This is a genomic window from Anaerococcus sp. Marseille-P3625 (assembly GCF_900232825.1).
GTDB lineage: Bacteria > Bacillota > Clostridia > Tissierellales > Peptoniphilaceae > Anaerococcus.
This window is the reverse complement of record NZ_OCTP01000011.1, coordinates 356,097-379,334: the sequence shown is the minus strand read 5'-3', so window position 1 is coordinate 379,334 and position 23,238 is coordinate 356,097. Positions and strand designations below refer to the sequence as shown.

Annotated in this window: 28 protein-coding genes; 23 read left to right on the top strand and 5 right to left on the bottom strand. The window is 30.1% G+C overall.

The window, feature by feature from the left end:
• The first annotated feature begins 118 nt into the window (after positions 1 to 118).
• Genes CS884_RS07160 through CS884_RS07150 form a run of 3 tightly spaced genes read left to right on the top strand, consistent with a single transcriptional unit; the run spans position 119 to position 2,609 of the window.
• A complete protein-coding gene (locus CS884_RS07160; RefSeq protein WP_099321201.1) occupies positions 119 to 910 on the top strand; it encodes an MBL fold metallo-hydrolase in 792 nt (263 codons plus the stop codon).
• Positions 911 to 919: 9 nt separating this feature from the next.
• A complete protein-coding gene (locus tag CS884_RS07155) occupies positions 920 to 1,732 on the top strand; it encodes an ATP-binding protein (protein ID WP_099321200.1) in 813 nt (270 codons plus the stop codon).
• Positions 1,725 to 2,609 carry an undecaprenyl-diphosphate phosphatase gene (locus CS884_RS07150; RefSeq protein WP_374220159.1) on the top strand — a complete coding sequence of 295 codons (885 nt, stop codon included), beginning with the start codon at positions 1,725 to 1,727 and terminating at the stop codon, positions 2,607 to 2,609. The genes CS884_RS07155 and CS884_RS07150 overlap by 8 nt, the downstream gene beginning before the upstream one ends.
• Before the next feature lie 51 nt (positions 2,610 to 2,660).
• Here CS884_RS07150 and gltS read toward each other — a convergent pair whose 3' ends face one another.
• Positions 2,661 to 3,836 (bottom strand): sodium/glutamate symporter, encoded by a 1,176-nt coding sequence (gene gltS / locus CS884_RS07145; RefSeq protein ID WP_099321198.1) that lies wholly within the window; start codon positions 3,834 to 3,836, stop codon positions 2,661 to 2,663.
• Positions 3,837 to 3,953: 117 nt separating this feature from the next.
• On the opposite strand from gltS, the gene CS884_RS07140 reads away from it, so the two are divergent.
• The 14 genes from CS884_RS07140 to CS884_RS07075 all read left to right on the top strand — a co-directional run bounded on the left by CS884_RS07140 (position 3,954) and on the right by CS884_RS07075 (position 14,262).
• On the top strand, positions 3,954 to 5,114 hold the full coding sequence (locus CS884_RS07140; protein WP_099321197.1) for a glycosyltransferase: 1,161 nt from the start codon (positions 3,954 to 3,956) through the stop codon (positions 5,112 to 5,114).
• A complete protein-coding gene (locus tag CS884_RS07135; protein ID WP_099321196.1) occupies positions 5,104 to 5,889 on the top strand; it encodes a glycosyltransferase family A protein in 786 nt (261 codons plus the stop codon). The genes CS884_RS07140 and CS884_RS07135 overlap by 11 nt, the downstream gene beginning before the upstream one ends.
• Positions 5,879 to 6,661 (top strand): chain-length determining protein, encoded by a 783-nt coding sequence (locus CS884_RS07130; RefSeq protein ID WP_099321195.1) that lies wholly within the window; start codon positions 5,879 to 5,881, stop codon positions 6,659 to 6,661. Before CS884_RS07135 ends, CS884_RS07130 begins: the two co-directional genes overlap by 11 nt.
• Positions 6,654 to 7,319 carry an AAA family ATPase gene (locus CS884_RS07125; RefSeq protein WP_099321194.1) on the top strand — a complete coding sequence of 222 codons (666 nt, stop codon included), beginning with the start codon at positions 6,654 to 6,656 and terminating at the stop codon, positions 7,317 to 7,319. The genes CS884_RS07130 and CS884_RS07125 overlap by 8 nt, the downstream gene beginning before the upstream one ends.
• Positions 7,312 to 7,746, top strand: coding sequence for an SH3 domain-containing protein (locus CS884_RS07120; RefSeq protein WP_180753308.1), 435 nt, complete (start codon positions 7,312 to 7,314; stop codon positions 7,744 to 7,746). The genes CS884_RS07125 and CS884_RS07120 overlap by 8 nt, the downstream gene beginning before the upstream one ends.
• A gap of 21 nt (positions 7,747 to 7,767) precedes the next feature.
• Positions 7,768 to 8,097: a hypothetical protein gene (locus tag CS884_RS07115; protein WP_099321192.1), complete on the top strand. Its 330-nt coding sequence runs from the start codon at positions 7,768 to 7,770 to the stop codon at positions 8,095 to 8,097.
• Positions 8,098 to 8,318: 221 nt separating this feature from the next.
• A complete protein-coding gene (locus CS884_RS07110) occupies positions 8,319 to 10,193 on the top strand; it encodes a PTS sugar transporter subunit IIA (RefSeq protein ID WP_099321191.1) in 1,875 nt (624 codons plus the stop codon).
• On the top strand, positions 10,193 to 10,624 hold the full coding sequence (locus tag CS884_RS07105) for a PTS sugar transporter subunit IIA (protein WP_099321190.1): 432 nt from the start codon (positions 10,193 to 10,195) through the stop codon (positions 10,622 to 10,624). The genes CS884_RS07110 and CS884_RS07105 overlap by 1 nt, the downstream gene beginning before the upstream one ends.
• A 7-nt stretch (positions 10,625 to 10,631) precedes the next feature.
• Positions 10,632 to 10,916 (top strand): PTS sugar transporter subunit IIB, encoded by a 285-nt coding sequence (locus CS884_RS07100; RefSeq protein WP_099321189.1) that lies wholly within the window; start codon positions 10,632 to 10,634, stop codon positions 10,914 to 10,916.
• On the top strand, positions 10,913 to 12,148 hold the full coding sequence (locus tag CS884_RS07095) for a PTS ascorbate transporter subunit IIC (RefSeq protein WP_099321188.1): 1,236 nt from the start codon (positions 10,913 to 10,915) through the stop codon (positions 12,146 to 12,148). The genes CS884_RS07100 and CS884_RS07095 overlap by 4 nt, the downstream gene beginning before the upstream one ends.
• A gap of 9 nt (positions 12,149 to 12,157) precedes the next feature.
• Entirely contained in the window at positions 12,158 to 12,901 is a 744-nt protein-coding gene (locus CS884_RS07090; RefSeq protein ID WP_099321187.1) for an SIS domain-containing protein, read from the top strand.
• A 137-nt stretch (positions 12,902 to 13,038) separates the two neighbouring features.
• On the top strand, positions 13,039 to 13,503 hold the full coding sequence (locus CS884_RS07085) for a GyrI-like domain-containing protein (protein WP_099321186.1): 465 nt from the start codon (positions 13,039 to 13,041) through the stop codon (positions 13,501 to 13,503).
• Between the two features lie 9 nt (positions 13,504 to 13,512).
• The gene (locus CS884_RS07080) at positions 13,513 to 13,719 is read left to right on the top strand and encodes a hypothetical protein (protein ID WP_099321185.1); all 207 of its coding nucleotides are present in this window, start codon (positions 13,513 to 13,515) and stop codon (positions 13,717 to 13,719) included.
• 45 nt (positions 13,720 to 13,764) lie between these two features.
• Positions 13,765 to 14,262 (top strand): hypothetical protein, encoded by a 498-nt coding sequence (locus tag CS884_RS07075; protein ID WP_099321184.1) that lies wholly within the window; start codon positions 13,765 to 13,767, stop codon positions 14,260 to 14,262.
• 64 nt (positions 14,263 to 14,326) lie between these two features.
• Here the strand turns inward: CS884_RS07075 and CS884_RS07070 are convergent, their stop codons facing one another.
• The 3 genes from CS884_RS07070 to CS884_RS07060 are packed head-to-tail and all read right to left on the bottom strand — an operon-like array spanning position 14,327 to position 17,525.
• On the bottom strand, positions 14,327 to 15,340 hold the full coding sequence (locus CS884_RS07070) for a low specificity L-threonine aldolase (RefSeq protein WP_099321183.1): 1,014 nt from the start codon (positions 15,338 to 15,340) through the stop codon (positions 14,327 to 14,329).
• Positions 15,341 to 17,158, bottom strand: coding sequence for an acyltransferase family protein (locus tag CS884_RS07065; RefSeq protein ID WP_099321182.1), 1,818 nt, complete (start codon positions 17,156 to 17,158; stop codon positions 15,341 to 15,343).
• Positions 17,139 to 17,525: a hypothetical protein gene (locus CS884_RS07060; RefSeq protein WP_099321181.1), complete on the bottom strand. Its 387-nt coding sequence runs from the start codon at positions 17,523 to 17,525 to the stop codon at positions 17,139 to 17,141. The genes CS884_RS07065 and CS884_RS07060 overlap by 20 nt, the downstream gene beginning before the upstream one ends.
• A gap of 380 nt (positions 17,526 to 17,905) precedes the next feature.
• Here CS884_RS07060 and CS884_RS07055 point away from each other — a divergent pair, with 380 nt between their 5' ends.
• The 6 genes from CS884_RS07055 to CS884_RS07030 all read left to right on the top strand — a co-directional run bounded on the left by CS884_RS07055 (position 17,906) and on the right by CS884_RS07030 (position 21,792).
• Positions 17,906 to 18,127: a FeoA family protein gene (locus CS884_RS07055; RefSeq protein WP_099321180.1), complete on the top strand. Its 222-nt coding sequence runs from the start codon at positions 17,906 to 17,908 to the stop codon at positions 18,125 to 18,127.
• Positions 18,127 to 18,354 (top strand): FeoA family protein, encoded by a 228-nt coding sequence (locus tag CS884_RS07050; protein ID WP_099321179.1) that lies wholly within the window; start codon positions 18,127 to 18,129, stop codon positions 18,352 to 18,354. The genes CS884_RS07055 and CS884_RS07050 overlap by 1 nt, the downstream gene beginning before the upstream one ends.
• Complete coding sequence (feoB, locus tag CS884_RS07045) at positions 18,351 to 20,501, top strand: ferrous iron transport protein B (RefSeq protein ID WP_099321178.1); 2,151 nt, start codon at positions 18,351 to 18,353, stop codon at positions 20,499 to 20,501. The genes CS884_RS07050 and feoB overlap by 4 nt, the downstream gene beginning before the upstream one ends.
• 14 nt (positions 20,502 to 20,515) lie before the next feature.
• On the top strand, positions 20,516 to 20,662 hold the full coding sequence (locus CS884_RS07040; protein WP_099321177.1) for a FeoB-associated Cys-rich membrane protein: 147 nt from the start codon (positions 20,516 to 20,518) through the stop codon (positions 20,660 to 20,662).
• A gap of 152 nt (positions 20,663 to 20,814) precedes the next feature.
• Positions 20,815 to 21,243, top strand: coding sequence for a flavodoxin (locus tag CS884_RS07035; RefSeq protein WP_099321176.1), 429 nt, complete (start codon positions 20,815 to 20,817; stop codon positions 21,241 to 21,243).
• Complete coding sequence (locus tag CS884_RS07030) at positions 21,244 to 21,792, top strand: DUF3793 family protein (RefSeq protein ID WP_099321175.1); 549 nt, start codon at positions 21,244 to 21,246, stop codon at positions 21,790 to 21,792. It abuts the gene before it with no gap.
• Between the two features lie 154 nt (positions 21,793 to 21,946).
• Here CS884_RS07030 and tyrS read toward each other — a convergent pair whose 3' ends face one another.
• Positions 21,947 to 23,197 carry a tyrosine--tRNA ligase gene (gene tyrS / locus CS884_RS07025; protein ID WP_099321174.1) on the bottom strand — a complete coding sequence of 417 codons (1,251 nt, stop codon included), beginning with the start codon at positions 23,195 to 23,197 and terminating at the stop codon, positions 21,947 to 21,949.
• Positions 23,198 to 23,238 lie beyond the last annotated feature (41 nt).

Genomic DNA, 23,238 nt, shown 5'->3' with positions numbered 1-23,238 from the left:
GATAAAATAATCTTTAAAAGTAAAATATAAATGAAATATAAGAGGCTCCTTACTAAGTAAGAGTCTCTTTTGTTTGTAAAATATAAAAGTTGTTTGAGAAAATTTTATTTGAGGAAAAATGGATAAATTTGCTATATTATCTTCTGGATCAAGTGGGAATTGTATTTTTTTGGAATATAAGAAAACAAAAATTCTAATTGATGCAGGATTTTCGGCTAAAAAAATTGAATATTTACTAGGTGAAATCGGTAAATCTCCAAAAGAATTAGATGCGATTTTTGTAACTCACGAGCATGCCGACCATTCAAAGGGTCTTGGAACTTTGAGCCGCAAGCATAATTTGCCGATTTTTGCCAACCAGGGGACTTGGAAAGGTCTTTTTAATAAATGTGGCAAGCTTAAAGAAGAAAATATTAGATTATTTGAATCTAACAAATTTTTAAGTTTTGGTTCAATGGATATTTATCCAATAAAAATCCACCACGACGCCAATGAGCCTGTGGGTTTTATCATTTACATAGGCAACAAAAAAATCACCATCCTAACTGACACGGGCATAGTCGATGATAAAATGGCTTACGAAATCAAAGGCTCTGACATTTATTATATGGAGGCTAATCACGATTTGGAAGCCCTAAAAAGAGGACCATATCCTTATCCGCTAAAGCTTAGAGTTATGGGAAATATGGGTCATCTATCAAATGACCAATCAGCAGAAGCCTTGGCTGATGCCCTTGAAGGGAAAAATGAAAAAGTTTTTTTGGGTCACTTATCAGAAACCAACAACACTCCCGAACTATCAAGACTAACCGTTGATAATTACCTAAGAAGTCTAGGTCTTGATACCGACAAAGATATTTTGCTAGATGTTGCAGATAGATACAAGCCTTCTGGAATAGTTGAATTATAAGGAAAATTAATGGAAATAAAAGAAATAGAAAGATCTATAATAAAAAAATATAGAAAAGAAATTTGGTCGCCTTTTATTAGAGCCATCAAGGAATTTAAGCTAATAAATGACAATGATAAAATTGCGGTTGCAATTTCTGGTGGCAAGGATTCACTTTTGCTTGCCAAAGTCATTGAAGAACTTCACAAGCACTCCAAGGTAAATTTTGATGTGGTCTATATATGCATGGATCCAGGTTATAACAAGGAAAATCGCGACAAATTAGAAGAAAATCTCAAATACTTACATATAGATGGTAAAATTTATCAGACAGATATTTTTGAAATTTCAGAGCATATCACAAAAGGCGCTTATCCTTGCTATATGTGCGCACGAATGAGAAGGGGATCCCTTTATGCCAAGGCCAAAGAATTGGGAGCAAACAAAATCGCTCTTGGTCATCATATGAATGACGTCATAGAAACCACCATGCTAAATGTCCTTTATGCAGGAAATTTCAAGACCATGAAACCAAAGCTAAGGGCGCAAAATTTTAGCGACATGGAGCTAATTCGTCCCTTTTATTATGTAAGAGAAGAGGATATAATAAAATGGCGTGATTATGTAGGACTAACTGCCCTAAATTGTGCTTGTTCAGTTACAAAATCGCAAGAAGCCTACACAAGAAAAATGATAAAAAATATGATAAGCCAAATGAAAGAATCAAATCCAGATGTTGAAAAATCAATATTAAGATCAGCAGAAAATGTAAATTGCGATATGGTCATTGGCTATCAATTAAAAGGAGTTAAACATTCATTTATGGAGGAATTTGATGATTGAATTTATAAAAGTATTGATTTTATCTATAGTTGAGGGCGTAACGGAATTTTTACCGATTTCTTCTACTGGCCATTTGATTTTGGTAAATCAATTTGTAAAATTAGAACCTCAGGAATTTTCCAATGCCTTTAATGTAATAATCCAATTGGGGGCAATTTTTTCTGTTGTGGCTTTGTATTTTAGAAGACTTAATCCTTGGGATTATGAAAAAAATTATAAGTATTTTCCAAGAAATTACAAAAATCTCAATGGCCAATCTAAAATTTATTTTAGACTTACTCATCCGGATAAAAGAACCATAGAACTTTGGAAAAGAGTTATAGTTGGAGTTTTGCCAGCAGGTATTTTGGGATTTTTATTTGACGATTTTATCGATGAGCATTTATTTAATCCTATGGTTGTAGCTTTAATGCTTCTTGTTTGGGGCTTGATTATTATTTTTGTAGAAAAAAGAAACAACAAAAGAAATGCCTTTGTCCACGATAATATAGCAAATGTCCCATACAAAACTGTTTTAATGATCGGATTTTTCCAAGCTCTTGCAATGATTCCAGGAACAAGTAGATCTGCAGCTACCATAATGGGCGCAATGATTTTGGGTCTATCAAGAGAAGCAGCAGCAGAATTTTCATTCTTCCTTGCAATTCCTACAATGCTTGGAGCAACCTTGCTAAAAGTTATTAAAAACGTCCATGGATTTACAGGATCTCAATGGTTACTAATTGCAATAGGAATGATTTTAAGCTTTGTAGTTGCCTACATTGTCATTAAGAAATTTATGGAATATATTAGCAAACACGACTTCATTCCTTTTGGAATCTATAGAATAATTCTTTCTATAATAGTATTTGGATATTTTGGAATTTTTGTAAAATAATTGAATTGACCCCCAATAGTTAGCTAAAAGCAACTATCGGAGGTCGATTTTTTATTTAAAAATATTTATAAAAAGTGTAATTACAATAGGATTTGTTAGATTAACTGCTATTGCCAAAACTATTGGAAATACAAACATAGCAACTTCGCTAGGACCTTTTTCTTCTATAATCGCATCCATATTTGCAATGGCATTTGGAGTTTGACCAAGGCCGACACCACAATGGCCTGCTACCATTACCGCTGCATCGTAGTTTTTTCCTGTTAGATTAAAGGTTACAAGGCTTGTATAAATTGCAATAAAAGCTGCTTGAGCAAGCATGATAACAATCATTGGTAGAGCAATGCCTACAATTGCACTTATATTTAGGCTTATCAAAGCAAGTGATAAAAATAGGGCAAGAGAAATATTTCCAAGTGTTTCTATATTTTCTATACCTATATCTTTTTTTCCTAAGTCATAAATATTTCTAACGATTAGTCCTGCAAATTGACAACCGACATAATATGGGAATTTTAGGCTAGTCAATGCCAAAACTTTATTTACAAAAGTTCCAAGAAAGGCACTTAGACCAATGATTACAACAGCTCTTAGCAAAGTTTTTTGATTTATCAATGAGCTTATTTTTTCGTTAAGGCTATTATTAGAAGTCAAACTTTTCAAATTATTTTTTCTAATTAATCTCTTAGCAACAGGACCTCCTACCAAAGATCCTGCCAAAAGTCCAAAAGTTGCAGCAGCTACTCCAATTTCTGTTGAATTGCTTGCTCCAAAACTTTCCATAATTTTGCCAAAACTTATGGCTGAACCAATGCCGCCGGTCATAGAAGTTGAACCCATGGCTATGCCATAAAGTGGATTAATCTTTAAGAAATATGAAAGTATAACCCCAATAAGATTTTGTAGTGGCAAAAGAATAATTATTGCAAGGGCAAGCTTTAATCCCAAAATTCCGCTTTTTTTCAAAAGTTTAAAGGAACAAGTAAGTCCTATACAAGTAAAAAATATGTTCATGAAAAAATCTTGCAAAATATCGTCAAATTTTATTTCATATGATCCGCTTTCCTTTAGGATAAAAACTATAAAACTTACTATTATCCCACCAATTACAGGCGCTGGGATAAAAAATTTCTGAAAAAATTCTATTTTATTTTTTATTAAATTGCCCAAGGAAAAAGCTATTATGGCAATTCCCAAGGTTTGTAAAATATCTAATTCTATTTGCATATAAACCTCATTATTTTTATATTTAACTATTATATAACAAAATTAAAAAAAATAACAGATAAAAATAATTGGAAAAAAGCCTTTTTTATTATATAATTATTAAGAATTGAGGGATATATGAAAATAATTTTTTATATTAGCATATTTGCATTATTTTACGCCATGATTGGCTATCCTATAACCTTATTTATCATGGATAAGCTTATAAAAAGAGAAAACGAAAGAGATTATAGCTATAAACCCTTTGTTTCAATTATTATTTCAGCTTACAATGAAGAAAAAGTTATTGAAAGAAAGCTTGAAAATATTATAGAAACAACCTATCCATATTATGAGGTAATTATTGCAAATGATGCTTCGAATGATAGAACTGTTGAAATTTGCGAGAAATTTATTAAAAATCATCCAGAATACGATATTAAAGTAAATACTGTGAAAAATCACCTAGGCAAGACCAACGCCCAAGATGAGGCGGTAGAAATTGCCAAAGGTGAAGTTTTGGTATTTTCCGATGCCAATTCTATGTTTAAGAAAGATGCCATAGATGAATTGGTAAGTTTTTTTACTGCTGATGATATAGAATATGTCTGCGGTTCGCTAATTTATGCAAAAGATGATGGAAAATCCTCTGTTGTGGCAGAAAATTCTTATTGGAATATGGAACTAAGATTAAGAAAGATAGAATCCCAAATTTCAACTATTGCTGCGGGCAATGGCGCAATCTATGCAGTAAAAAAGAAAGATTATAGACATTATGATTTGGTAAGTAGCCACGATTATGAAATGCCACTTCATGCTGGATTAAACCATAAAAGAGCCTTATACAATCCAAAAGCTGTTGCAGTTGAATATGCAGGAGCCAATAGCAAAGACGAGTATAAGAGAAAAGTTAGGATGCAAAGAAGGATTTTAACTAATTTATTTACAAATCTAAGAAGACTTAATATTTTTGAATATGGATATTTTTCTTTCTTTCATTTTAACCACAAAACACTGAGATTTTTGCAAAGCTTTTTCCATATACTTTTAATTATAAGCAATTTGTTTTTGCTTAATGATGGAGTATTTTATAGGATATTTTTCCTCTTGCAGGTGGCATTTTTCATCCTTGCTACAATTGGAAAGCTAACTGAAAGTAAAAGCAAGATTTTTTATTTTCCAATGTATTATTGTCTAATGATGTTAGCTCAAATTCATGGAGCATTTAATCAAATTACTGGCAAAAGTAAGGCAACTTGGGAAAAGGCTGAATCGACAAGGGATATTGATGAAAATTGAAGTTCTAATTTCAACTATGAATGAAAAGTCTATAGCTTGCTACAAGAGATTTAATTTAGAAACTGACGCTCTTATTATAAATCAAACTGACCATAACTCTTATGAAGAAATAAATGTGAATGATAAGAAAATCAGGATGATTTCAACTGATACAAGAGGACTTGGCCTTAGCAGGAATTTAGCAATTCTTAATAGCAAAGCTGATATACTAGTTTTTGCAGATGATGATGAAGTTTTTGAAGAAGGCTACAATAATAAGATTTTAAGCGAATTTAAAGCTTATCCTGATGTAGATTTTTTCATATTTAAAACTATTATCTACCAAAATGACGAGAAAATTATAAAAGTAAAAGAAGATTCAAATCTTAAATTTTATAAGTCTTTAAAATATGGATCAGTGCATTTTGCCTTCAAAAAAGAAGCTATAAGGCGAAATAACATTTCCATTTCAACATATTTTGGGGCAGGAACTGATAATGGTTCTGGAGAAGATAGTCTTTTTATAAGAGATTGTTTCAAAAAAGGTCTAAGACTTAGGACTAGTACAAAATTAATAGCTAAAATCTATAATGACAATTCCACTTGGTTTACTGGCTACAATGACAAATTTTTCTTTGACAAGGGAAAACTCTCCAAGGCCTTATTTCCAAGAGCTTATAGACTTTACATAGAATATTTTTTAAGAAATCATAGAGAAAAAATAAATGATATAAAAATTGCCCGAAAATTGATGATTAATGGGGCAAAAGAATTTGGAGGAGAAAATGAGAAATAAAAAATCTTTATTTCTAGCAATCCCATCTGCAATTATTGCAGGGATTATTGTTGGAATGATAACTTACTTTGCTCTAAACTTTGGAGGTTACAAAGAATACAAGGCTCAGGCAAAAGTTATAACTACAAACGTCGAAAATATTGACGATGCCAAAGATACTGCAAAAACTTATGCAGCAACTATTAATAGCTCAAAGATCAAACAAAAAACTTTGGAAACTTTGGCTATCGATTGGAATGTCGGGAAATTTGATTCCAAGCTTGAAATCAAACCAACAAAAGATTCTTCAATAATCGACATCGTGGTTGTTGATACAAATAAGCTTAGAGCAGAGGACTTGGCAGATCAATATGCCGAATATTCAGTTAGAGTTTTAAATAATATTTATAATTCTGGAGCAAGTGTTATGGAATATTCTTATGGCTCTGCTGGTATTTTAGATAATAGCATGAGATATTCTATAATTGCAGGCTCAATTGCCCTTGTTTTGTGGGGACTAATTCAAATTATTAGGATAAATTCTTACAATAGAAAAGTTGAAAAGGAAAATTTGTCGGCATCAAAAGCTAATCAAGTAAAAGAACTTAGGGAAGTATCTGATAAGTCAAAGAAAAAAGACTTGAAATTAGATAATGAAGATCCAAACAAAGAAAATGCAAACACTCAGGTAATTGATGCCAAAGAAATTAAAGAAATGAGTCGAGAAAAATCTAGCAAATATGAAGTCCTAGGAAGAATTCCAAGCTATAAAAAAGGAGAGATAGATGTTTAGAAAAAAAACAGACGAGAATAGAGAAATTCTTCTCCAATCTTTTTATAATTTAGAAGACAAAATCACAGAAAAAATTGGCAAATCAAACGTAAGCATAGCCTTTACTGCATCAAGCAAGGATACTCAAAAAGAAGAAAATATTATAAATATTGCAAGGCATCTTGCAGAAGATGGCAACAATATACTTATCATAGATGCAAATCTTAGAGATTCAGACTTTGACTTACTAATCAAAAAGCCAAACGATAGAGGTTTTATAGACGTAATACTTGGAGGTTATGATATCGATAGCCTAGTAGAAATTGACGATAAATTCGATAACTTAGCCTATCTTAATGTTGGAAAAGTTATCGATTATGCAGATAAGTTTCTAGAGCCAAAGATTATAAAAAATTTCTTTAAGGATATTTCCAATATATATGATTTTGTATTTATAAATATATCTGAAAATACTGACATAGCTGAAGCAAATATGTTTGCTGCAAATGCAGATTACTGCATAGTATTTGCAACAGATGAGCAAAGTTTTGCAAAAACAACTCAAAAATCAATTGAGCAACTAGAAAAAGTCAACGCCAATATTTTAGGAATAGTAATCACAGGCTATGAATACGGTGAAGACGAATTAGATGACTTGTTTGGAGGTAATGATGAATAAAATAAAAATTCTCTTAATTTTTTTACTAGCAATTTCAATAACAGGATGCACACAAGATAGATATGTTTCAGTTAGACATCCAGAAGATACAGAAACTAGTCAAGAAAATGAAAATAATTTAAATGATAAAAAAGATGATAAAGAAAAAACTGATGAAAATACTGATGAGAAAGCCAGTGAGAAAACTGATGAAAAAGAAACTACAGGCGAAGATACTAAAGAAAATGAAGAATCTTCCGACGGAGTAATCTACACAGTAGATGGCTTGGTAAATGTAAGAGTGGCTCCAAGTGAAACATCACAAATACTTACTACAGTAAATGCTGGAGATGAGATAATAAAACTTGGAGAATCAGACGATTGGACAAGAGTAAGCATAAACGGCCAAACAGGATACATTAGATCTGATTTATTAAAAGAAAAATAAATCTAGTAAAATGGAGGGAAAATGGGATTATTGTTAGTAAAAAACATGATATGGCCGGCAATACTTACTATTGGGGTTATAAGTTTTCTAGAATATATACTAGATAGAAAAAAATCAAGCAAATATTTAGGAATAATATCAACAATATTGGGCTTTGTTGCCATGTTTTTTATCATAAAAAATGATGGAGAATATATTTTTTTACAAATCTATTTATTTATGTTCCTCCTATCCATATCACTAGTAATACTAGCCCTTAAAAAAAGAATAGACGCTTTTACAATTATAGGAATCTTATTGATGCTTGTAATGCTTATCTTGCTATTAAGATTTAACTTGATTGAAAATTAAAATAAGAAGACTGTGGAATACTTTATACAGTCTTTTTTTGTTCCATAAGTGAATAGTATTAATCTAGAAAATTAATAAAAAAACGTTTACAATATAAATAAGGAGGTATAGACATAAATAAGAGAGATTTAGATTTAATAAAATTTATTGTAAATTCAGAAAAAAAACTAACTATTGATTTAATAGCTAACAAATTTCATGTAACTAAAAGATATATCAGAATGATTATTGCAAATATTAACGATGAAGTAAATAAGATTGGTCTAAATATAAGAATAAATGAGAATGTTGTCTCAATAAATAATAAACAATTTCTAGATATTTTATTAAACGAATTAGAAATTAAAGATTATAAATTAACAAAATGTGAAAGATTTGATTTAATTACTACTCTATTAATTATAAACAATGAAGGTCTCAATTATGAAAAGATAATTGAAATTCTAGAAATTTCAAAATCAACATTTTATTTGGAGTTAGATGAATTTAGAAATTTTTTATTAAATTATAAATTTGATTTATTAAATATTCATAGCATAGGATTAACTATTCAATCAAATGAATATTATATAAATAGATTTATTCTAAATATATTAAATGAAAAAATATATCTGCTTCAGATACTATTTAATAGTAATAATTATACAATATCTGTATCTAATAACTATATTAATTTAAAAACTAGAGTATCTAAATTAGTAAATGTTTTTGAGAATTCTAAAGATATAAATTTGTTTGATCAGTCTAATTTAGTTTTAACTTATTATTTAATGATTTTCTATTATAGATCAAATAAAAATCAATTAGATAATTCCGCAAGCAATATAAAATTATCATATGATATGAAAATATTACTGCCCTTGATTAAGAAGTATTTGGGAATAGATTTGCCTAAAGAAAAAATCGATTTTTTCGAGGAATTAATTAGTAACATGAAATATAAATCAAATGTTGTAAAATCATCTAAATCTCCATCAATTCAAATAATTACTAGAAAATTTATTGACAAAATTTCTCTTGAATTACAAGTGCCATTTCACAAGGATTACCAATTATTTGAAAATCTTTCGAATCATATTCTTAGAATATATTCATATCATACAGATGTAGAAGATGAAGCACCGGATTTAAGCTTATTTACAATAGAAAATATTCATATTGATTCGTCAGTTAGAAAAAACTTGTATTTGCTCAATAATTTTTTTTCTAGAGAACTAACTAATAATGAAATTTCATATATATTGATTTATTTTTATGGATCATATGAAAAAATAAAACAAAGTGTAATAAATAATATTAAAATAGCTATTATATGCAATTCAGGTATAGGTACTAGTCAGCTTTTAAAGTTGAAGCTAAAACAGAAATTCAACTTTCAAATTCTAGGCGTTTTTAATAAGAGAGAAATAATGGACTTAGATTTGAACCAGTGTGATTTGATAATATCGACTGTTGTATTAGACCATATACATTTCCCATCTTTGTATGTAAATTCTGTTTTGTCTTCAAATGATATTAATTTAATAGAAGCAAAAATAAATAAAATTTCATATAAAAAAATTAATTATTATTTTAATCAACCCATTTTAAAGGAAGATATTTTATTGAGAAATAATAAAAGCAAATCATTAAAAGAATACTTAACTGTCGATTATATTAAAGTAACCGATGATGTTAAAAGTTGGGAAGAAGCCATTAAAATTGCAGGAGATTTATTGATAAAAAATAATGTTGTCGATAAGGGTTATGTAATTAACTGCATTAAGAATATAAAAGAAAAAGGACCGTACATAATAATAGCTGATAGGACTGCTTTACCTCATGCAGATATCTCAAATGAAATTATGGCAATTGGATTTTCTCTTTTAATAATCCGAAATCCGATATTTTTTGATAATAATACAAAAGAAAAAATAAATTTTATTATAATGTTCGCGACTTTAGATTATAAAAGTCATTTGAGTGCATTATTTGATATAACCATTTTGTTTTCAGATGATAATTTCAAAAATGAATTGCTGAAAGCAAATAATTCAGTAGAAGCATATGAAATCATTAGGAAAAATTTGAATTATAAATTAAAAAAGGAGAATTAATGTTAAGTGAAGTTCTTACAAGAAAACGAATGATGAGAATGAAATCTGCACACAATTGGAAAGAGGCGATTAATTTTGCTTCAACCCCATTAATAGATGATTCCTCTATTAAAGCTCAATATGTAAATGAAATGATTGATAGTATAGAAAAATTCGGGCCTTATGTTGTTGTTGATGATTATATAGCAATACCTCATGCAATTTCAAAGAATAATGTCATAAAAGAATCAATGAGTTTATTATTTTTAGAGGAAGCAGTAGATTTCAAAGGAAAAGATGTAAAACTTATAATTGTTTTAGCTCCAGTTGACAGGACAAAGCATCTAATGGATTTATCAGAATTATCGGAATTATTAATGGATGAAAAAAACAAAAAAATATTTCTAAGTGGTAATCTTGATGCAATCAATTTATTAATAAAGGAGGGTTAGTTATAGGATGAAAATTTTAGCAGTATGTGGTTTTGGAGTGGGTTCAAGTATGATATTAAAAATGAGTGCGGAAAAAGCTTTAAAAAATTTAGGAATAAAAGGAGAAGTTGAGAATACTGATTTATCCGGAGCTAGAGGAGCAGAATCAGATTTAATACTTACTAGTAATGAATTAGCTCGAGAATTAGAGTCATCAGTAAAAGTTCCAGTTATACCGATTTATAAGTATATGGACGTTAATGAAGTTGAGTTGAAATTAAAAAAATATTTTAATAATAAGGAGGAATTATGAATTTTTTAACTACTAATATTTTAAGAAATCCACCAGTGTTACTTGGCTTAATCGCAATGATTGGTCTATTATTACAAGGAAAATCATTGTCAGAAGTTATAAAAGGGACTCTTATGGCGGCTTTTGGAATGATAATTCTTGACACAGGTGTAGGGATTTTAGTTGGAAGTATAGCACCGATTAATGGTGCATTTTCAAAAGTAATTAATGGTAGCGTAGGAGAAGGATTAAATGATGCGACATTTACAGCAAGCTTTGGAGGAGAAGTAGGTTTGTCAATGTTTATAGGCTTAATACTACATTTAATCATAGCAAAATTTACTCCAATTAAAACTATATTTTTAACTGGTCATATGATTTGGTGGTTTCCTTTTATTTTTGTTGCAGCTGGTGTTGAAGCAGGATTGAGTGGTCCTATTTTAATAGGATCATCAGCAATTTTTTCAGCCTTATATTGGTCAATAATGCCTTGGATACTTAGAAAATATGTGTTTGATGTTATTGGCGATCAATCATTCACTTTAGGCCATCCGACAGGAGTATTGTCTATAATAGCTGGTACTGTGGCAAAATTTGTAGGAAATAAAGATAGAACTACTGAAGACATTAAATTTCCAGAGAGTATGTCATTTTTTAGAGAAGTACCAATTACTGGTGGTTTAATTATAATGATTATATGGGTAGTTGTTGGAATAATAGTACCAAGCTTAACCGAAAATAATTTAGCATTTGAATCTATAAATCAAGGTCTAAAATTTGGAGCTGGGTTATTAATCATGCTACAAGGAGTTAGAATGTTAATTAACCAAATCGTTCCGGCTTTTCATGGTATTTCTGAAAAGATTGTTCCAGATGCACTTCCAGCTTTTGATTGTCCAGTTATTTTTAACTACAGACCAAATGCTGTACTAATTGGATTTGTTGTAGCGATGATAGTTTCAACTATAACGCTTATCATTGTTAATCAATTAGGATTATTCCATACATTTTTACTTCCTTTAGTAATAACATGCTTTTTTGAATGTGGAGCAGCTGCTGTAATTGCAGATGGTCAGGGAGGTCTAAGAGGATGTATTATTGGAACAGCTGTTGCTTCCATAGTAATGATATTGGTTCTAGGGATATCCGCAGACATCTATTCAAATACAATTTCAAACTGGATGCTTATTTTTGGAGGAAATGATTTTTCTATTTTCGGTTCTCTGGTTAAATTAATCATGTCAATATTTTAGGAGTAAAGAATGAACTTCTTATATATTAATAGGATTAAACAAATATTAGAAGAAATTACAAAATATGAAACATATGCTATGGATGCTGCTGTTTGTGAAATTAAGAAAGCTATTTTGAATAAAAATAATATTTACGTTTTTGGGTCTTCACATGCAGGAATTTTATCTCAGGAATTGTATTATAGAGCTGGAGGGTTGATGGTCATTAACCCAATATTTCCTAGAGAAACTATGCTTGATACATCTCCAATAACAAGAACATCAAAAATGGAAAGATTAGAAGGATATGGGAAAATTATAGCAGAAGAAATTGGATTTCTTAAAGATGATATTCTTATTGTTCATTCAGTATCTGGTCGCAACCCACAAACAATAGATATGGCCATTGAAGCAAAATCCAAAGGAGCAAAAGTAATTTGTATCACAAACATTAATTATAGTAAGTCTGTTAATTCAAGACATAGTTCAGGTAAAAAATTATTTGAAGTGTCAGATATTATTTTGGATAATCATGGAGACGTTGGAGATGCTAGCGTATTCATAGAAAAATTGGATATGAAAGTTACTGCGACAAGTAGTATAACATCAATTTATATTGCACAAGAGATTTTAACACAGGCAATATATGAGCTGGCCAATGAAAATTTTTTAGATATACCTATATTCTATAGTGCAAATATTGATGGTGGAGATGATAAAAACAAAGAATTATTTTCAAAGTATAAAAACAATATTAGATATAAATTATACTGATAAAAAACTTTGAGTAAGATTGTGTATATGCCTTTATTATTAAATGTGATTTTGGCTTGTACACAATTTTTATTTTAAGTTTTTAATATTTCGTTTATTTTTGGGTATATATAAGAGCAAAGAAAGTTGGTGGTTTGATGGATACTAATATTGATAAAAAATCTGCTATCAAATTGAAGGGCAAATCTTTTAAGATTAAAAACAGGGATGAGGCCTTAGCTATTAGAAATGATTTTGTTAAATCTTATATAGATAGTAAGCTTGTTGACCTAGAGTCTTTTTGCGGACTTATGCAATATGATGCAATGGATGATTCCTACACTTATTTTCTTGGCTTTGAAATTGCCGATAATGAAATTTTAGATGATCTTGATTTTATAGATAGACAAATCGATCAGAGTCTTTATTTAGAAATTTTCCTAAATGAAGAAGAAAGTTTGGAAGATGCTTATAGATATGCTTATGAAGAATTTTTTCCTAACAAAAAATATTTTCACAATTTATCAAGTGATGTAGAGTTTTACCAATACGATATGGAAAATAAAAGAATTGGAAACTCAGAGCTTTACATAAGTTTAATGAAAAATCCGCACATTGTTTAAGGTTTAGAGATGAAAAAAATATTTATAATGTTATTTGTCCTTTTATTAAGTTCCTGCTCAATGCAAGCTGATAAAAAAAGTGATCAGGAAATTTTTTATGGAGATAAATTAATTGAAATAAGAGAAATACCCAAGGCAAAGAAGATAAATTCAAGTTTTATTTATAATTATGAAGATGAACATAAAAATTTAGATGATTGTAGCGATTGTAGATGAAAGATTTGAAATAAATTGGGTATAAAATTATAAGAGGTGAATAAGATGGGAAAATTAAGATTAGCCATGAATTTATTAAAGTTAAATAATAGGCTTGGTTTGTTGGATGCAGGAGATTTAGTATCTCTAGCAAGTACCGCTTATAAGATTAAGCGTTTTGACCCAACAGATTATATTCCAGACTTTGATTTTTTTGATGACTATGAATATGAAAAAGAACAAAGGCGTAGAAATTTGATGATAGGAGTAGCGGCAGCTACAGCTACTTATTTAATTTACAGCAATAGCAAGGCATTAAAGAAAAAAGGTAAAAAAGCCAAAGAAGGAGGCAAAGAAATGTTTGATGATGTATTAAAAAAAGGTGAAGAGTTAATTAAAAAAGGCGAAGAAGAAGGCAAAAAAGCTTTAGAAGAGGGCAAAGATTTAGCAAATGATGCCAAAAATGAAGCAGAAAAAGCTCTCAATGACGCTAAGAAAAAAGGCGAAGAATTTGTAGAAGATGTAAAGAAAAAAGGCGAAGATATAGCTAAAGATATAAAATAATTTTTTTCATATATTTATCCTAAAATAATAGTAAAAGCTCGATTTATAAATCGAGCTTTTACTATTATATCTTAGCTAAAAATCCTTCAACATCTTCTTTTTTAGTTCTATAACTTGTAACTAGTCTAACGATATTTACTCCATTTTCTTTTTCCATAATTTCAAAGGCTGCAAATTCCTGCCATTTCTCTAAGTCCTCATTCTTTATTTTTACAAAAATTTGGTTTGATTCAAAAGGATAGGCAAGGCCAAAGCCTTTTTTAACAATTCCATTTGCAAGAATTTCTGCCATTTTATAAGCATTTTCTGCCCCTTCTAAATAGCCATTTTCTTTAGCAAATACAGTTTCATACATAATCCCGGCTACAAAAGTTTTTGCCATTAGAGATCCTTTTTGCTTTTGCAAATTTATAAAATTTTTCTTTAGCTTATCATTTACAATTACCAAAGCTTCTGTGTACAAAAAGCCATTTTTCGTGCCGCCAAGATAGAAAATATCGCAAAGATTTGGGATATCTTCTAATTTGTAATCGCACTTTTGGCTGGCAAGGGCGTGGGCAAGGCGAGCACCATCCATAAATAAATATAGGCCATTTTCCTTGCAAAAATTATAAATTTCCTCTAATTCTTTTTTTCTATAAACTTCTCCAAGTTCTGTGGTATTTGAAATATAAACTTTTTTTGGAACTGTTAGATATTCACTGCCAAAATGAGCAAGTTTTTCTTGTAATAATTTAAGGCTTAATTTTCCGTTAGGGGAAATTATTGTTTCAATTTTTATTCCCGTTGCTTCTATGGATCCTGCTTCGTGGCCTTGTATATGACCAGTTTTTACTGCAAGTACGGAATTTTCTTGTTGCATCCCACAAGCAAGGCCTAAGACATTTGCTCCTGTTCCACCTGGTATAAAATGTATATCGATATTTTCGTTTGCAAGTGCTTTTTTTATTAATTTTCTAGCGTTTTCGCTATGCATATCAAAACCATAGCCATAATTATTTTCACTACTTGCTTTTACTAAAGCTTCCAAGATATCATCTCTTGCTAAATCGTTGTAGTCATTTACGAAAAAATACATTTATTCTCCTTTTGCTTTGCTTTTTAGAGATTTGTCTATTGTTTCTTTTAACATTTTTAAGTAAGCATCGTAAGCTTTTTGGACTCCATAAAAATGTACTCCATCGGTTCCCTTGTAATATTCTGGATGAGCCATTCCTTCTTTTTCCCATTCCATGAGAGTAATAAAATCATATTTTTTGGCAACTTCTTGCATGGCAGTAGAAACTCTGTGAGGTTGGTCATATCTGTTGTCATAGCAGGTTACAAAGATCAATCTGTCCCCATTTGGCAAAGTTTTTACTATATTTTCCAAGCTTTCCTTTGGTTCTGCTATGGCATTTGTACCAAGAGCAATTACTACTATAGATCCTAAGTTGCCTTCTTTTTGCAACTGTCTTATTATTTCTGCTCCATTTTCAAGAGGCCTTGAACCTTCAGCATTGACGTGTAAATTTTTGATATTTTCTTCTAGCATATTTCTATTGCCTAGCAAAACGCTATCTGCCAAAACTGTTATGCCTTGATTAGATTCCTTGGCTTTTTTGTATCTTTCATCTTCGTCTTTTTTTATAAGCTCATCAACTTTTTCTTTATCAAGCTTTATTTTATCAATATCTTGATTGATTGATTCGACTAAAATTGTTTTTTCAAGACTTACCATATCGGAAGAATTTTCGCTAACAGCGTAGGCAAAACTCATAGATGCAATAAAGATAAAAATCATCAAAGATTGAATTAAAATTTTGTATTTTTCATGGTTAATTTTAATATTTTTTATAAAATTAAGGTCGACATCTTTGCCGACAAAAAGTGGCTCGAAGATGTGATAGTTAAATAAAACTAATAATCCTGTTACAATTACAGTAACTAATAAGGCTAGCAAGTAATTGTCGATAAAACTTGAAATTATTACTAAAACTGGCCAATGGAAAACATATATTCCATAAGAATAGTTGGAAAGTTTTGTAACAAGCTTATTTTCTTTAAGATCTTTATTTGAATAAGCGACAAAGATTAATAAAACTGTAATTATATCAGCAAGCAAAAATCCAAGTCCGTAAGTTAGCCTGTTGTTATAGGAAAAGGCAAAGGAAAATGCCAATAAGATTAGGCTAAAGATGAGAGTAAGTTTGTAATAAGATAACTTCTTAAAAGAAAATCTTTTTACAAAAGATCCCAAAAGCGAGCCAATTACAAAAGATCCCATGCGTGTAAAATCAAAAAAATAGGCAAAGGAAATATTATCCTTATTTACAAGCACCGAAGCCAAAGTAAGTATGTAAGAAAATAAGTATAAGCCTAGGCACAAATTCATAAATTTAGAAGAAAATCTTCTTTTTATGTGGCCCTTATTTTTAATCTTTGCAAAGATTAAAGAAATTAAAAGTGGCCAAAGTATATAAAAATGAACTTCTATAGCCAAAGACCAGGTGTGCATGAAAAGCTGTTTAATAAATTGAGCTTCGTAAGAACCGCCTCTTATAATTTCAAAGATGTTGTAATTAAAAGAAATCGCTGCTATAAATTGGTCAAAAAATCTTACGGTGTAATCTTTGTTAATAAAAAAGGAAAAGATTGTTGTAAGAAAGACCATAAGCAAAACTGGAGGAAAAATCCTTATAAATCTCTTGTTATAAAAATTTTTTAAATCAATATTGCCATTTTCATACAATTCATCTAAGAGATGATAGGTAATTAAAAATCCTGACAAAATAAATAAAACATTAACGCCAAGAAAACCACCTCTTACAACTTGTGGAAACAAATGGTAAGAAATAACAAGAAAAATCCCCAAGACGCGTATATAATCAAGTCCATTAATCTTTGTTCTTTTCATCTATCTTCCTCCAAGTATCATCAACTTTTTTGTAAACAGATCCATCTTTTAAGGTAATTTTCATATCTTTGTTGCCCTTATCCTTATCAAAATTAGCTTCATAGGTAAAATCTTCGTTTACAAATTTTCCAGATCCCTTAAATCTACCATCTTCAAAATTTCCAATATATTTTCCGTAAGGGCTTTTTAGCTCTCCATCGCCAGAAAATTTATTCTCGACAATTTTCCCACTATAAGAAATATCTTCGCTTAGTTTATAATCACTAACTTCCCTAGATTTTTTCAGAGAAAAAATATAAATAAGGGAAATAATTATAAAAATACCAATAAATAATCCAAAATAAGATGTAAATTTTTTATTCTCCATAATATCCTCTCATAAAAATTTATACTATCATTATATCAAAAAATCGGAAAAATCATAAAAATTTAGAAAAATAAAAAAGGGTCTTATAATATTATTGTTCACTAAAAAAATTTTATTTAGATATTTAAAATTTTTAATTATTCTCATATATTTTTAATTGTTTATTCATCTCAAAAAGGCTGGTTTCTTTCGATTTATTTTTAGGCTTTAATATAATTAAAAATAAATTTTTCTTTACACAAGCTTGAAATATTAAGGTTGTTGGTATATACTCATAAAGTGATTTTTTTAAAATATGATATGGTATACTTATTACATAAGAAAACACTATTTTTTAAAATAAAATTTAAAGATATATAAAATTTCTTAAAGGAGGATATATGCCGATAACTTTATGTAATGAAGGCGATACGGTTATAGTTGTCGACTTAAAAGGAAAAGATGAAGTGAAAAGACATTTATCAGATCTGGGAATTGTAAAGGGCAAAGAAATAACTCTGCAAAGATTTGATGGAGTAAATTACATATTTGCAATTGACGGAAACAGACTTGCTTTATCAAAAGAGATAGCAAAAAGAATTTATGTTAGGGAGGTTATTTAGTGAAATCTTTAAGAGATGCTAAAGTAGGCGAAAATCTAAGGGTCGCAAAGATTGAAGGAGATGGTCCTACTAAAAGAAGAATAATGGATATGGGAATTACAAAGAAAACTGAACTTTTTGTAAGAAAAGTCGCACCTTTGGGCGATCCCGTACAAATTAATTTAAGAGGTTATGAACTTACTATTAGAAAACATGATGCAGAAAATATTCTTGTGGAGAAAATATGACATTTAAAGTAGCACTAGCTGGAAACCCAAATTCAGGCAAGACTACTCTTTTTAATGCCTTAACAGGCTCAAATCAAAGAGTAGGAAACTGGCCAGGGGTTACAGTTGATAAAAAAGAAGGAAATCTAAAAGGACATAAAGAAATAATTATCCAAGATTTGCCTGGAATTTATTCTCTATCACCTTATACTTTGGAAGAAAAAGTTGCTAGAGAATATTTAGTAAATGAAAGGCCAGATTTAATTGTAGATTTAGTCGATGGATCAAATTTAATTAGAAATTTATATTTAACTAGCCAATTTTTGGAATTGGGAATACCGACAATAATCGCCTTAAATATGACCGATATTGTAAAGCAAAGAGGGGATTACATAGATATAGATGCTCTTAGCAAAGCTATAGGATGTCCTGTAATTGAGATTGTTGCCAGCAGAAAAGTTGGAATTAAAAATTTAATAGCAGAGATAAATAAAGAAATCGATAAGAAAACCGAACCTAATTATTTCGTCTATGAAAACAATTTGGAAAATTCGCTTTTGGATATCAAAAATATTGTAGATCCATATGTGGATAATAATTTATCACGTTTCTATACAATTAAAGCTTTTGAAAATGATGAAGAAATGTTAGATAAAATTTCTTTATCAGAAGTAGATAAGAAAAAAATCTTAGATATGAGAGAAAAAATAGAAGAAGATTTAGATGATGATGCTGAATCTATAATTACTAGCGAAAGATACGATGCGCTTGAAACTTTAAGCGAAAAAATATTGAAAAAAGCAGCTCCAAAGTTAAGTACAACTGATAAGATAGATAAGATTGTAACATCAAGAATTTTGGGTCTTCCAATTTTTGCCCTTGTAATGTTTGTGGTTTATTCACTAGCCGTTAATAAGTATTCACCAGGAACAATGGCAACTGAAGCTGTAAATGGATTTTTTGATGATACTTTAATTCCAGCTGTTGGATCACTTTTAGAATCTATGCAAATAAATGAAGTTCTTAGTGGACTTATAACTGATGGTATATTTGCCGGCGTTGGTGCTGTTCTTGGATTTTTGCCACAAATGATGGTATTATTTGCTCTTTTATCAATACTTGAAGATATAGGTTATATGTCAAGAGTTGCATTTATTATGGATAGAATTTTTAGAAGATTTGGTCTTTCAGGAAAATCTTTTATTCCAGCAATGGTATCAACAGGCTGTGCAGTTCCTGGAATCCAAGCATCTAGAACTATAGAAAATGATAGAGATAGAAGATTAACAGTAATGACTACCTCATTTATGCCATGTGGAGCAAAACTTCCTGTAATTGCTCTTATAGCAGGTGCATTTTTCCCTACAAATAGATCACTAATTACATTTTCTTTCTACTTTGTTGGAATTTTAGCAATAGTTATTAGTGGAATTATTTTAAAGAAATTTAAAATATTACAATCAGATCCAGCTCCTTTCATAATGGAATTACCTCCATACCATGCTCCAAGAGCAACCTCAGTATTACAAGATGTCTTTAATAAATCAAAATCTTACGCAAAACGTGCTGGAACGATAATCTTACTTTCAGCTATAGTAATTTGGTTTTTAACTAACTTTGACTTTAGCTTAAATTTAGTTGAAGAAGATGGTGCAAATTCAATTATAGGAGTTATTGGATCAAAAATTGGTTTTATATTTAAACCTGTTGGTTTTGGAACTTGGCAAGGCGTAGTTGCAACAGTTTCAGGCTTTGTAGCAAAAGAAAATGTTGTAAATACCATGGGAATTGTTTTAGGGCTTGGAGCTGATGTAACAGAAGAAAGTCCAGAACTATTAGCTGCTTTCAACGCTGCAATAGGAACTCCAATAGCTGGCTATTCATTCTTACTATTTAATATGCTTTGTATGCCATGCTTTGCTGCAGTTGGTGCAATAAAAACTGAAATGGGAGATAACAAGTGGACTTTAATAACAGTGACTTATCAAATGTGCTTTGCTTATGTAATAAGCTTTATATTCTACCAATTTGCCAACCTATTTGCTAATGGAATTTTCACAATTACAACAGCTATAGCTCTAGCATTATTGATTGTAATGTTATACTTATTATTTAGACCGGCAAAAGCTAGAAAAGAAAGTGAAACATTTAAGGCAGAACTTGCCTAAGATTTGGAGGATTTATGAATTTACAATCATGGATTTTACTAATATTAATAGTTTGTCTTTGTGCATATATAGTCTATAAAAGATTTATAGTAAATGACAACAAAACAGGCTGTAAGGACTGCTCTTGCCATAATAATAATAAATTATTTAACAACAAATAATGAATTTAAAAACTAATCCTTGTTTTCTTGGATTAGTTTTTTTATATTTTTTTCAAAAAAGTTTAAAAAAATCAAAAATTTCACATTATGGTATTGATAATCAATATCATAATATGATATAATAATATCAAATAAAATTTAAGGAGAAAATTATGGCAAAAATAGCAATAATTTACTGGTCAGGAACCGGTAATACAGAAGCAATGGCAAATGCTATTGCAAATAGAATAAATGAGAAGAACGAAGCTTTATTTGTAACTTGCGGCGAATTTTCAAAAGATAGAATTAAAGAATTTGATGGATTTGCTTTTGGTTGCCCAGCGATGGGAAATGAAGAGCTAGAAGATAGCGAATTTGAACCAATGTTTGCAAGCGTTGAAAATGATTTAGCAGGAAAACCTGTTGTGATATTTGGTTCTTATGAGTGGAATGATGGAGAATGGATGAGAACTTGGCAAGAAAGATGTGAAAATGACAATATCAACCTTGCTTCTGATGGACTCGCAGCTTATGACTATCCTGATGATGAGGCAATTGATGCTTGTAAAGATTTAGCAGATGATCTCCTTGCAAAATTGTAGATGGCGGATGAAATTTTAGCTTTATACTGTAGCCAAGTTTTAGGCAAAATTAAGCCTGCTAATTTATTTACTATTTCCAATGAAGCCTATGATGTGGATTATTTGATAAAAGTTTGGAATAAGGATTTTAACAAGATTGATATTTACTTTATCCTTATCTCAAAGAGAAAAAATACATCCTCAATACTTTGTTTTAGAAAGGCTAATCTACTTGAATCAATAAATTCCAAACAAACAAAAATTTATTTGACTTCTTGTGGTTATCAGACAAATAACCTTGATACTTGCATAAAATGTTTGCAAAAAAAACTTTTGGCCAATAATTTTCCCCATGAAATTGGACTATTTTTGGGATATCCTTACGAAGATGTCATGGGATTTATAGAAAATAATGGCAAAAATTATTTATGCAGTGGTTATTTCAAAGTTTATAAAAATAAGGAAGCAAAACTAAAGCTTTTTGAAATGTATAATAAAATTAGGACTGAGTATAAGGCGATGGTGGATAAAAACATAGAATTAAAAAACGTATTAGTTAAGAAAAATTAATATAGTAATTGTTGAAAAATTAATAGCTATCGGTAAAGGTCTCCAATATAAAATAACCGATAGAATAGTACATGCGTAAACACAAACAGTAAAAAAGCAATCATTTAGCTATTTAGCCCAGTGATTGCTTTTTTATTTAAATCTTTTTTAAAAATTATCCTATCAATACTCTGTGGAAAACTTTTTTACCTTTTCTTATTATTATTTTTCCATCTTTAAACAAATCTTCTGTAATCTCAAAGCCAGTATCTGTGATTTTTTCATCATCGATAGAAACGCCGCCTTGGCTTACAAGTCTTCTTGCTTCTCCATTAGATTTTGTAAGTCCAAGGTCTGTCATCATTTGCAAAAGTCCCTTTGGCAAATCATTTTTGCTGATATTTGTAGTTGGCATAGCATCTTCATTGCCAGCTCCGGCAAATAAAGCTTTTGCAGCATCAAGGGCCTTCTTTGCTTCTTCTTCGCCATGGACTAATTTTGTAATCTCAAAGGCTAAGATTTCTTTAGCGCGGTTTATTTCTCCTGCATCTTTGGCTTGCCCTAATTTCCTACATTCTTCAGTTGGTAAAAATGTCAATTGCAATAGGAATTTTTCAACATCTCTATCATCTACATTTCTCATATATTGGAAAAGTTCATAAGGACTTGTCTTTTCGCTATCTAGCCATACAGCTCCTTTTTGACTTTTGCCCATTTTTACTCCATCAGCTGTTGTAAGAAGTGAAAAAGTCATTCCGTAAGCTTCGCCATTTTCGTGTTTTTTGATTAGATCAACTCCACCTATGATGTTTGACCATTGGTCAGAGCCGCCTATTTCAAGAGTAACTCCATCATCTCTATACATTTTAAGAAAATCGTAGGATTGCAAAAGCATATAAGAAAATTCAAAAAATGTAAGGCCGCCAGCTGCCATACGATTTTTGTAGGCATCTTTTTTAAGCATTTCATTTACCAAAAATTCGCTACCGACATCTCTTAAAAATTCTAAGAATTTTAACTCAAGTAGCCAATCTTTGTTATTTAACAAAGTTGCTTTTCCATCAGAAAAATCCAAAAATCTTTGGAATTGTTTGTAAAAACAGTCTGCATTGTGGTTTATTTTTTCTACTGTCATAACTTGTCGCATATCGCTTCTTCCTGATGGGTCACCGATTAGGGTTGTTCCGCCACCTAGTAGGGCAACAGGTCTATGACCATAATTTTGCATGCGCATCATAACCATAATTTGAATTAAATGGCCAACAGTTAGAGAATCTGCAGTAGCGTCAAAGCCACAATAAAATTTAACGGATTCATTTTTAAGTTTTTTCTTTAGTTCTTCTTCATTTGTAGATTGTTCATAATATCCACGATCAACTAGCTCGTCAAAAATATTATCGTATTCTTTTTTGTAAGTGTGTAACATAATTCCTCCTAAAAATAAGCACAAAAAAAGAGCATAAGAGG

Excerpts from the sequence above, each read along its gene's own strand:
- CS884_RS07160 (WP_099321201.1), top strand. The coding sequence starts at position 119 with ATGGATAAATTTGCTATATTATCTTCTGGATCAAGTGGGAATTGTATT.
- CS884_RS07155 (WP_099321200.1), top strand. The coding sequence starts at position 920 with ATGGAAATAAAAGAAATAGAAAGATCTATAATAAAAAAATATAGAAAA.
- CS884_RS07150 (WP_374220159.1), top strand. The coding sequence starts at position 1,725 with ATGATTGAATTTATAAAAGTATTGATTTTATCTATAGTTGAGGGCGTA.
- gltS (WP_099321198.1), bottom strand. The coding sequence starts at position 3,836 with ATGCAAATAGAATTAGATATTTTACAAACCTTGGGAATTGCCATAATA.
- CS884_RS07140 (WP_099321197.1), top strand. The coding sequence starts at position 3,954 with ATGAAAATAATTTTTTATATTAGCATATTTGCATTATTTTACGCCATG.
- CS884_RS07135 (WP_099321196.1), top strand. The coding sequence starts at position 5,104 with ATGAAAATTGAAGTTCTAATTTCAACTATGAATGAAAAGTCTATAGCT.
- CS884_RS07130 (WP_099321195.1), top strand. The coding sequence starts at position 5,879 with ATGAGAAATAAAAAATCTTTATTTCTAGCAATCCCATCTGCAATTATT.
- CS884_RS07125 (WP_099321194.1), top strand. The coding sequence starts at position 6,654 with ATGTTTAGAAAAAAAACAGACGAGAATAGAGAAATTCTTCTCCAATCT.
- CS884_RS07120 (WP_180753308.1), top strand. The coding sequence starts at position 7,312 with ATGAATAAAATAAAAATTCTCTTAATTTTTTTACTAGCAATTTCAATA.
- CS884_RS07115 (WP_099321192.1), top strand. The coding sequence starts at position 7,768 with ATGGGATTATTGTTAGTAAAAAACATGATATGGCCGGCAATACTTACT.
- CS884_RS07110 (WP_099321191.1), top strand. The coding sequence starts at position 8,319 with ATGATTATTGCAAATATTAACGATGAAGTAAATAAGATTGGTCTAAAT.
- CS884_RS07105 (WP_099321190.1), top strand. The coding sequence starts at position 10,193 with ATGTTAAGTGAAGTTCTTACAAGAAAACGAATGATGAGAATGAAATCT.
- CS884_RS07100 (WP_099321189.1), top strand. The coding sequence starts at position 10,632 with ATGAAAATTTTAGCAGTATGTGGTTTTGGAGTGGGTTCAAGTATGATA.
- CS884_RS07095 (WP_099321188.1), top strand. The coding sequence starts at position 10,913 with ATGAATTTTTTAACTACTAATATTTTAAGAAATCCACCAGTGTTACTT.
- CS884_RS07090 (WP_099321187.1), top strand. The coding sequence starts at position 12,158 with ATGAACTTCTTATATATTAATAGGATTAAACAAATATTAGAAGAAATT.
- CS884_RS07085 (WP_099321186.1), top strand. The coding sequence starts at position 13,039 with ATGGATACTAATATTGATAAAAAATCTGCTATCAAATTGAAGGGCAAA.
- CS884_RS07080 (WP_099321185.1), top strand. The coding sequence starts at position 13,513 with ATGAAAAAAATATTTATAATGTTATTTGTCCTTTTATTAAGTTCCTGC.
- CS884_RS07075 (WP_099321184.1), top strand. The coding sequence starts at position 13,765 with ATGGGAAAATTAAGATTAGCCATGAATTTATTAAAGTTAAATAATAGG.
- CS884_RS07070 (WP_099321183.1), bottom strand. The coding sequence starts at position 15,340 with ATGTATTTTTTCGTAAATGACTACAACGATTTAGCAAGAGATGATATC.
- CS884_RS07065 (WP_099321182.1), bottom strand. The coding sequence starts at position 17,158 with ATGAAAAGAACAAAGATTAATGGACTTGATTATATACGCGTCTTGGGG.
- CS884_RS07060 (WP_099321181.1), bottom strand. The coding sequence starts at position 17,525 with ATGGAGAATAAAAAATTTACATCTTATTTTGGATTATTTATTGGTATT.
- CS884_RS07055 (WP_099321180.1), top strand. The coding sequence starts at position 17,906 with ATGCCGATAACTTTATGTAATGAAGGCGATACGGTTATAGTTGTCGAC.
- feoB (WP_099321178.1), top strand. The coding sequence starts at position 18,351 with ATGACATTTAAAGTAGCACTAGCTGGAAACCCAAATTCAGGCAAGACT.
- CS884_RS07040 (WP_099321177.1), top strand. The coding sequence starts at position 20,516 with ATGAATTTACAATCATGGATTTTACTAATATTAATAGTTTGTCTTTGT.
- CS884_RS07035 (WP_099321176.1), top strand. The coding sequence starts at position 20,815 with ATGGCAAAAATAGCAATAATTTACTGGTCAGGAACCGGTAATACAGAA.
- CS884_RS07030 (WP_099321175.1), top strand. The coding sequence starts at position 21,244 with ATGGCGGATGAAATTTTAGCTTTATACTGTAGCCAAGTTTTAGGCAAA.
- tyrS (WP_099321174.1), bottom strand. The coding sequence starts at position 23,197 with ATGTTACACACTTACAAAAAAGAATACGATAATATTTTTGACGAGCTA.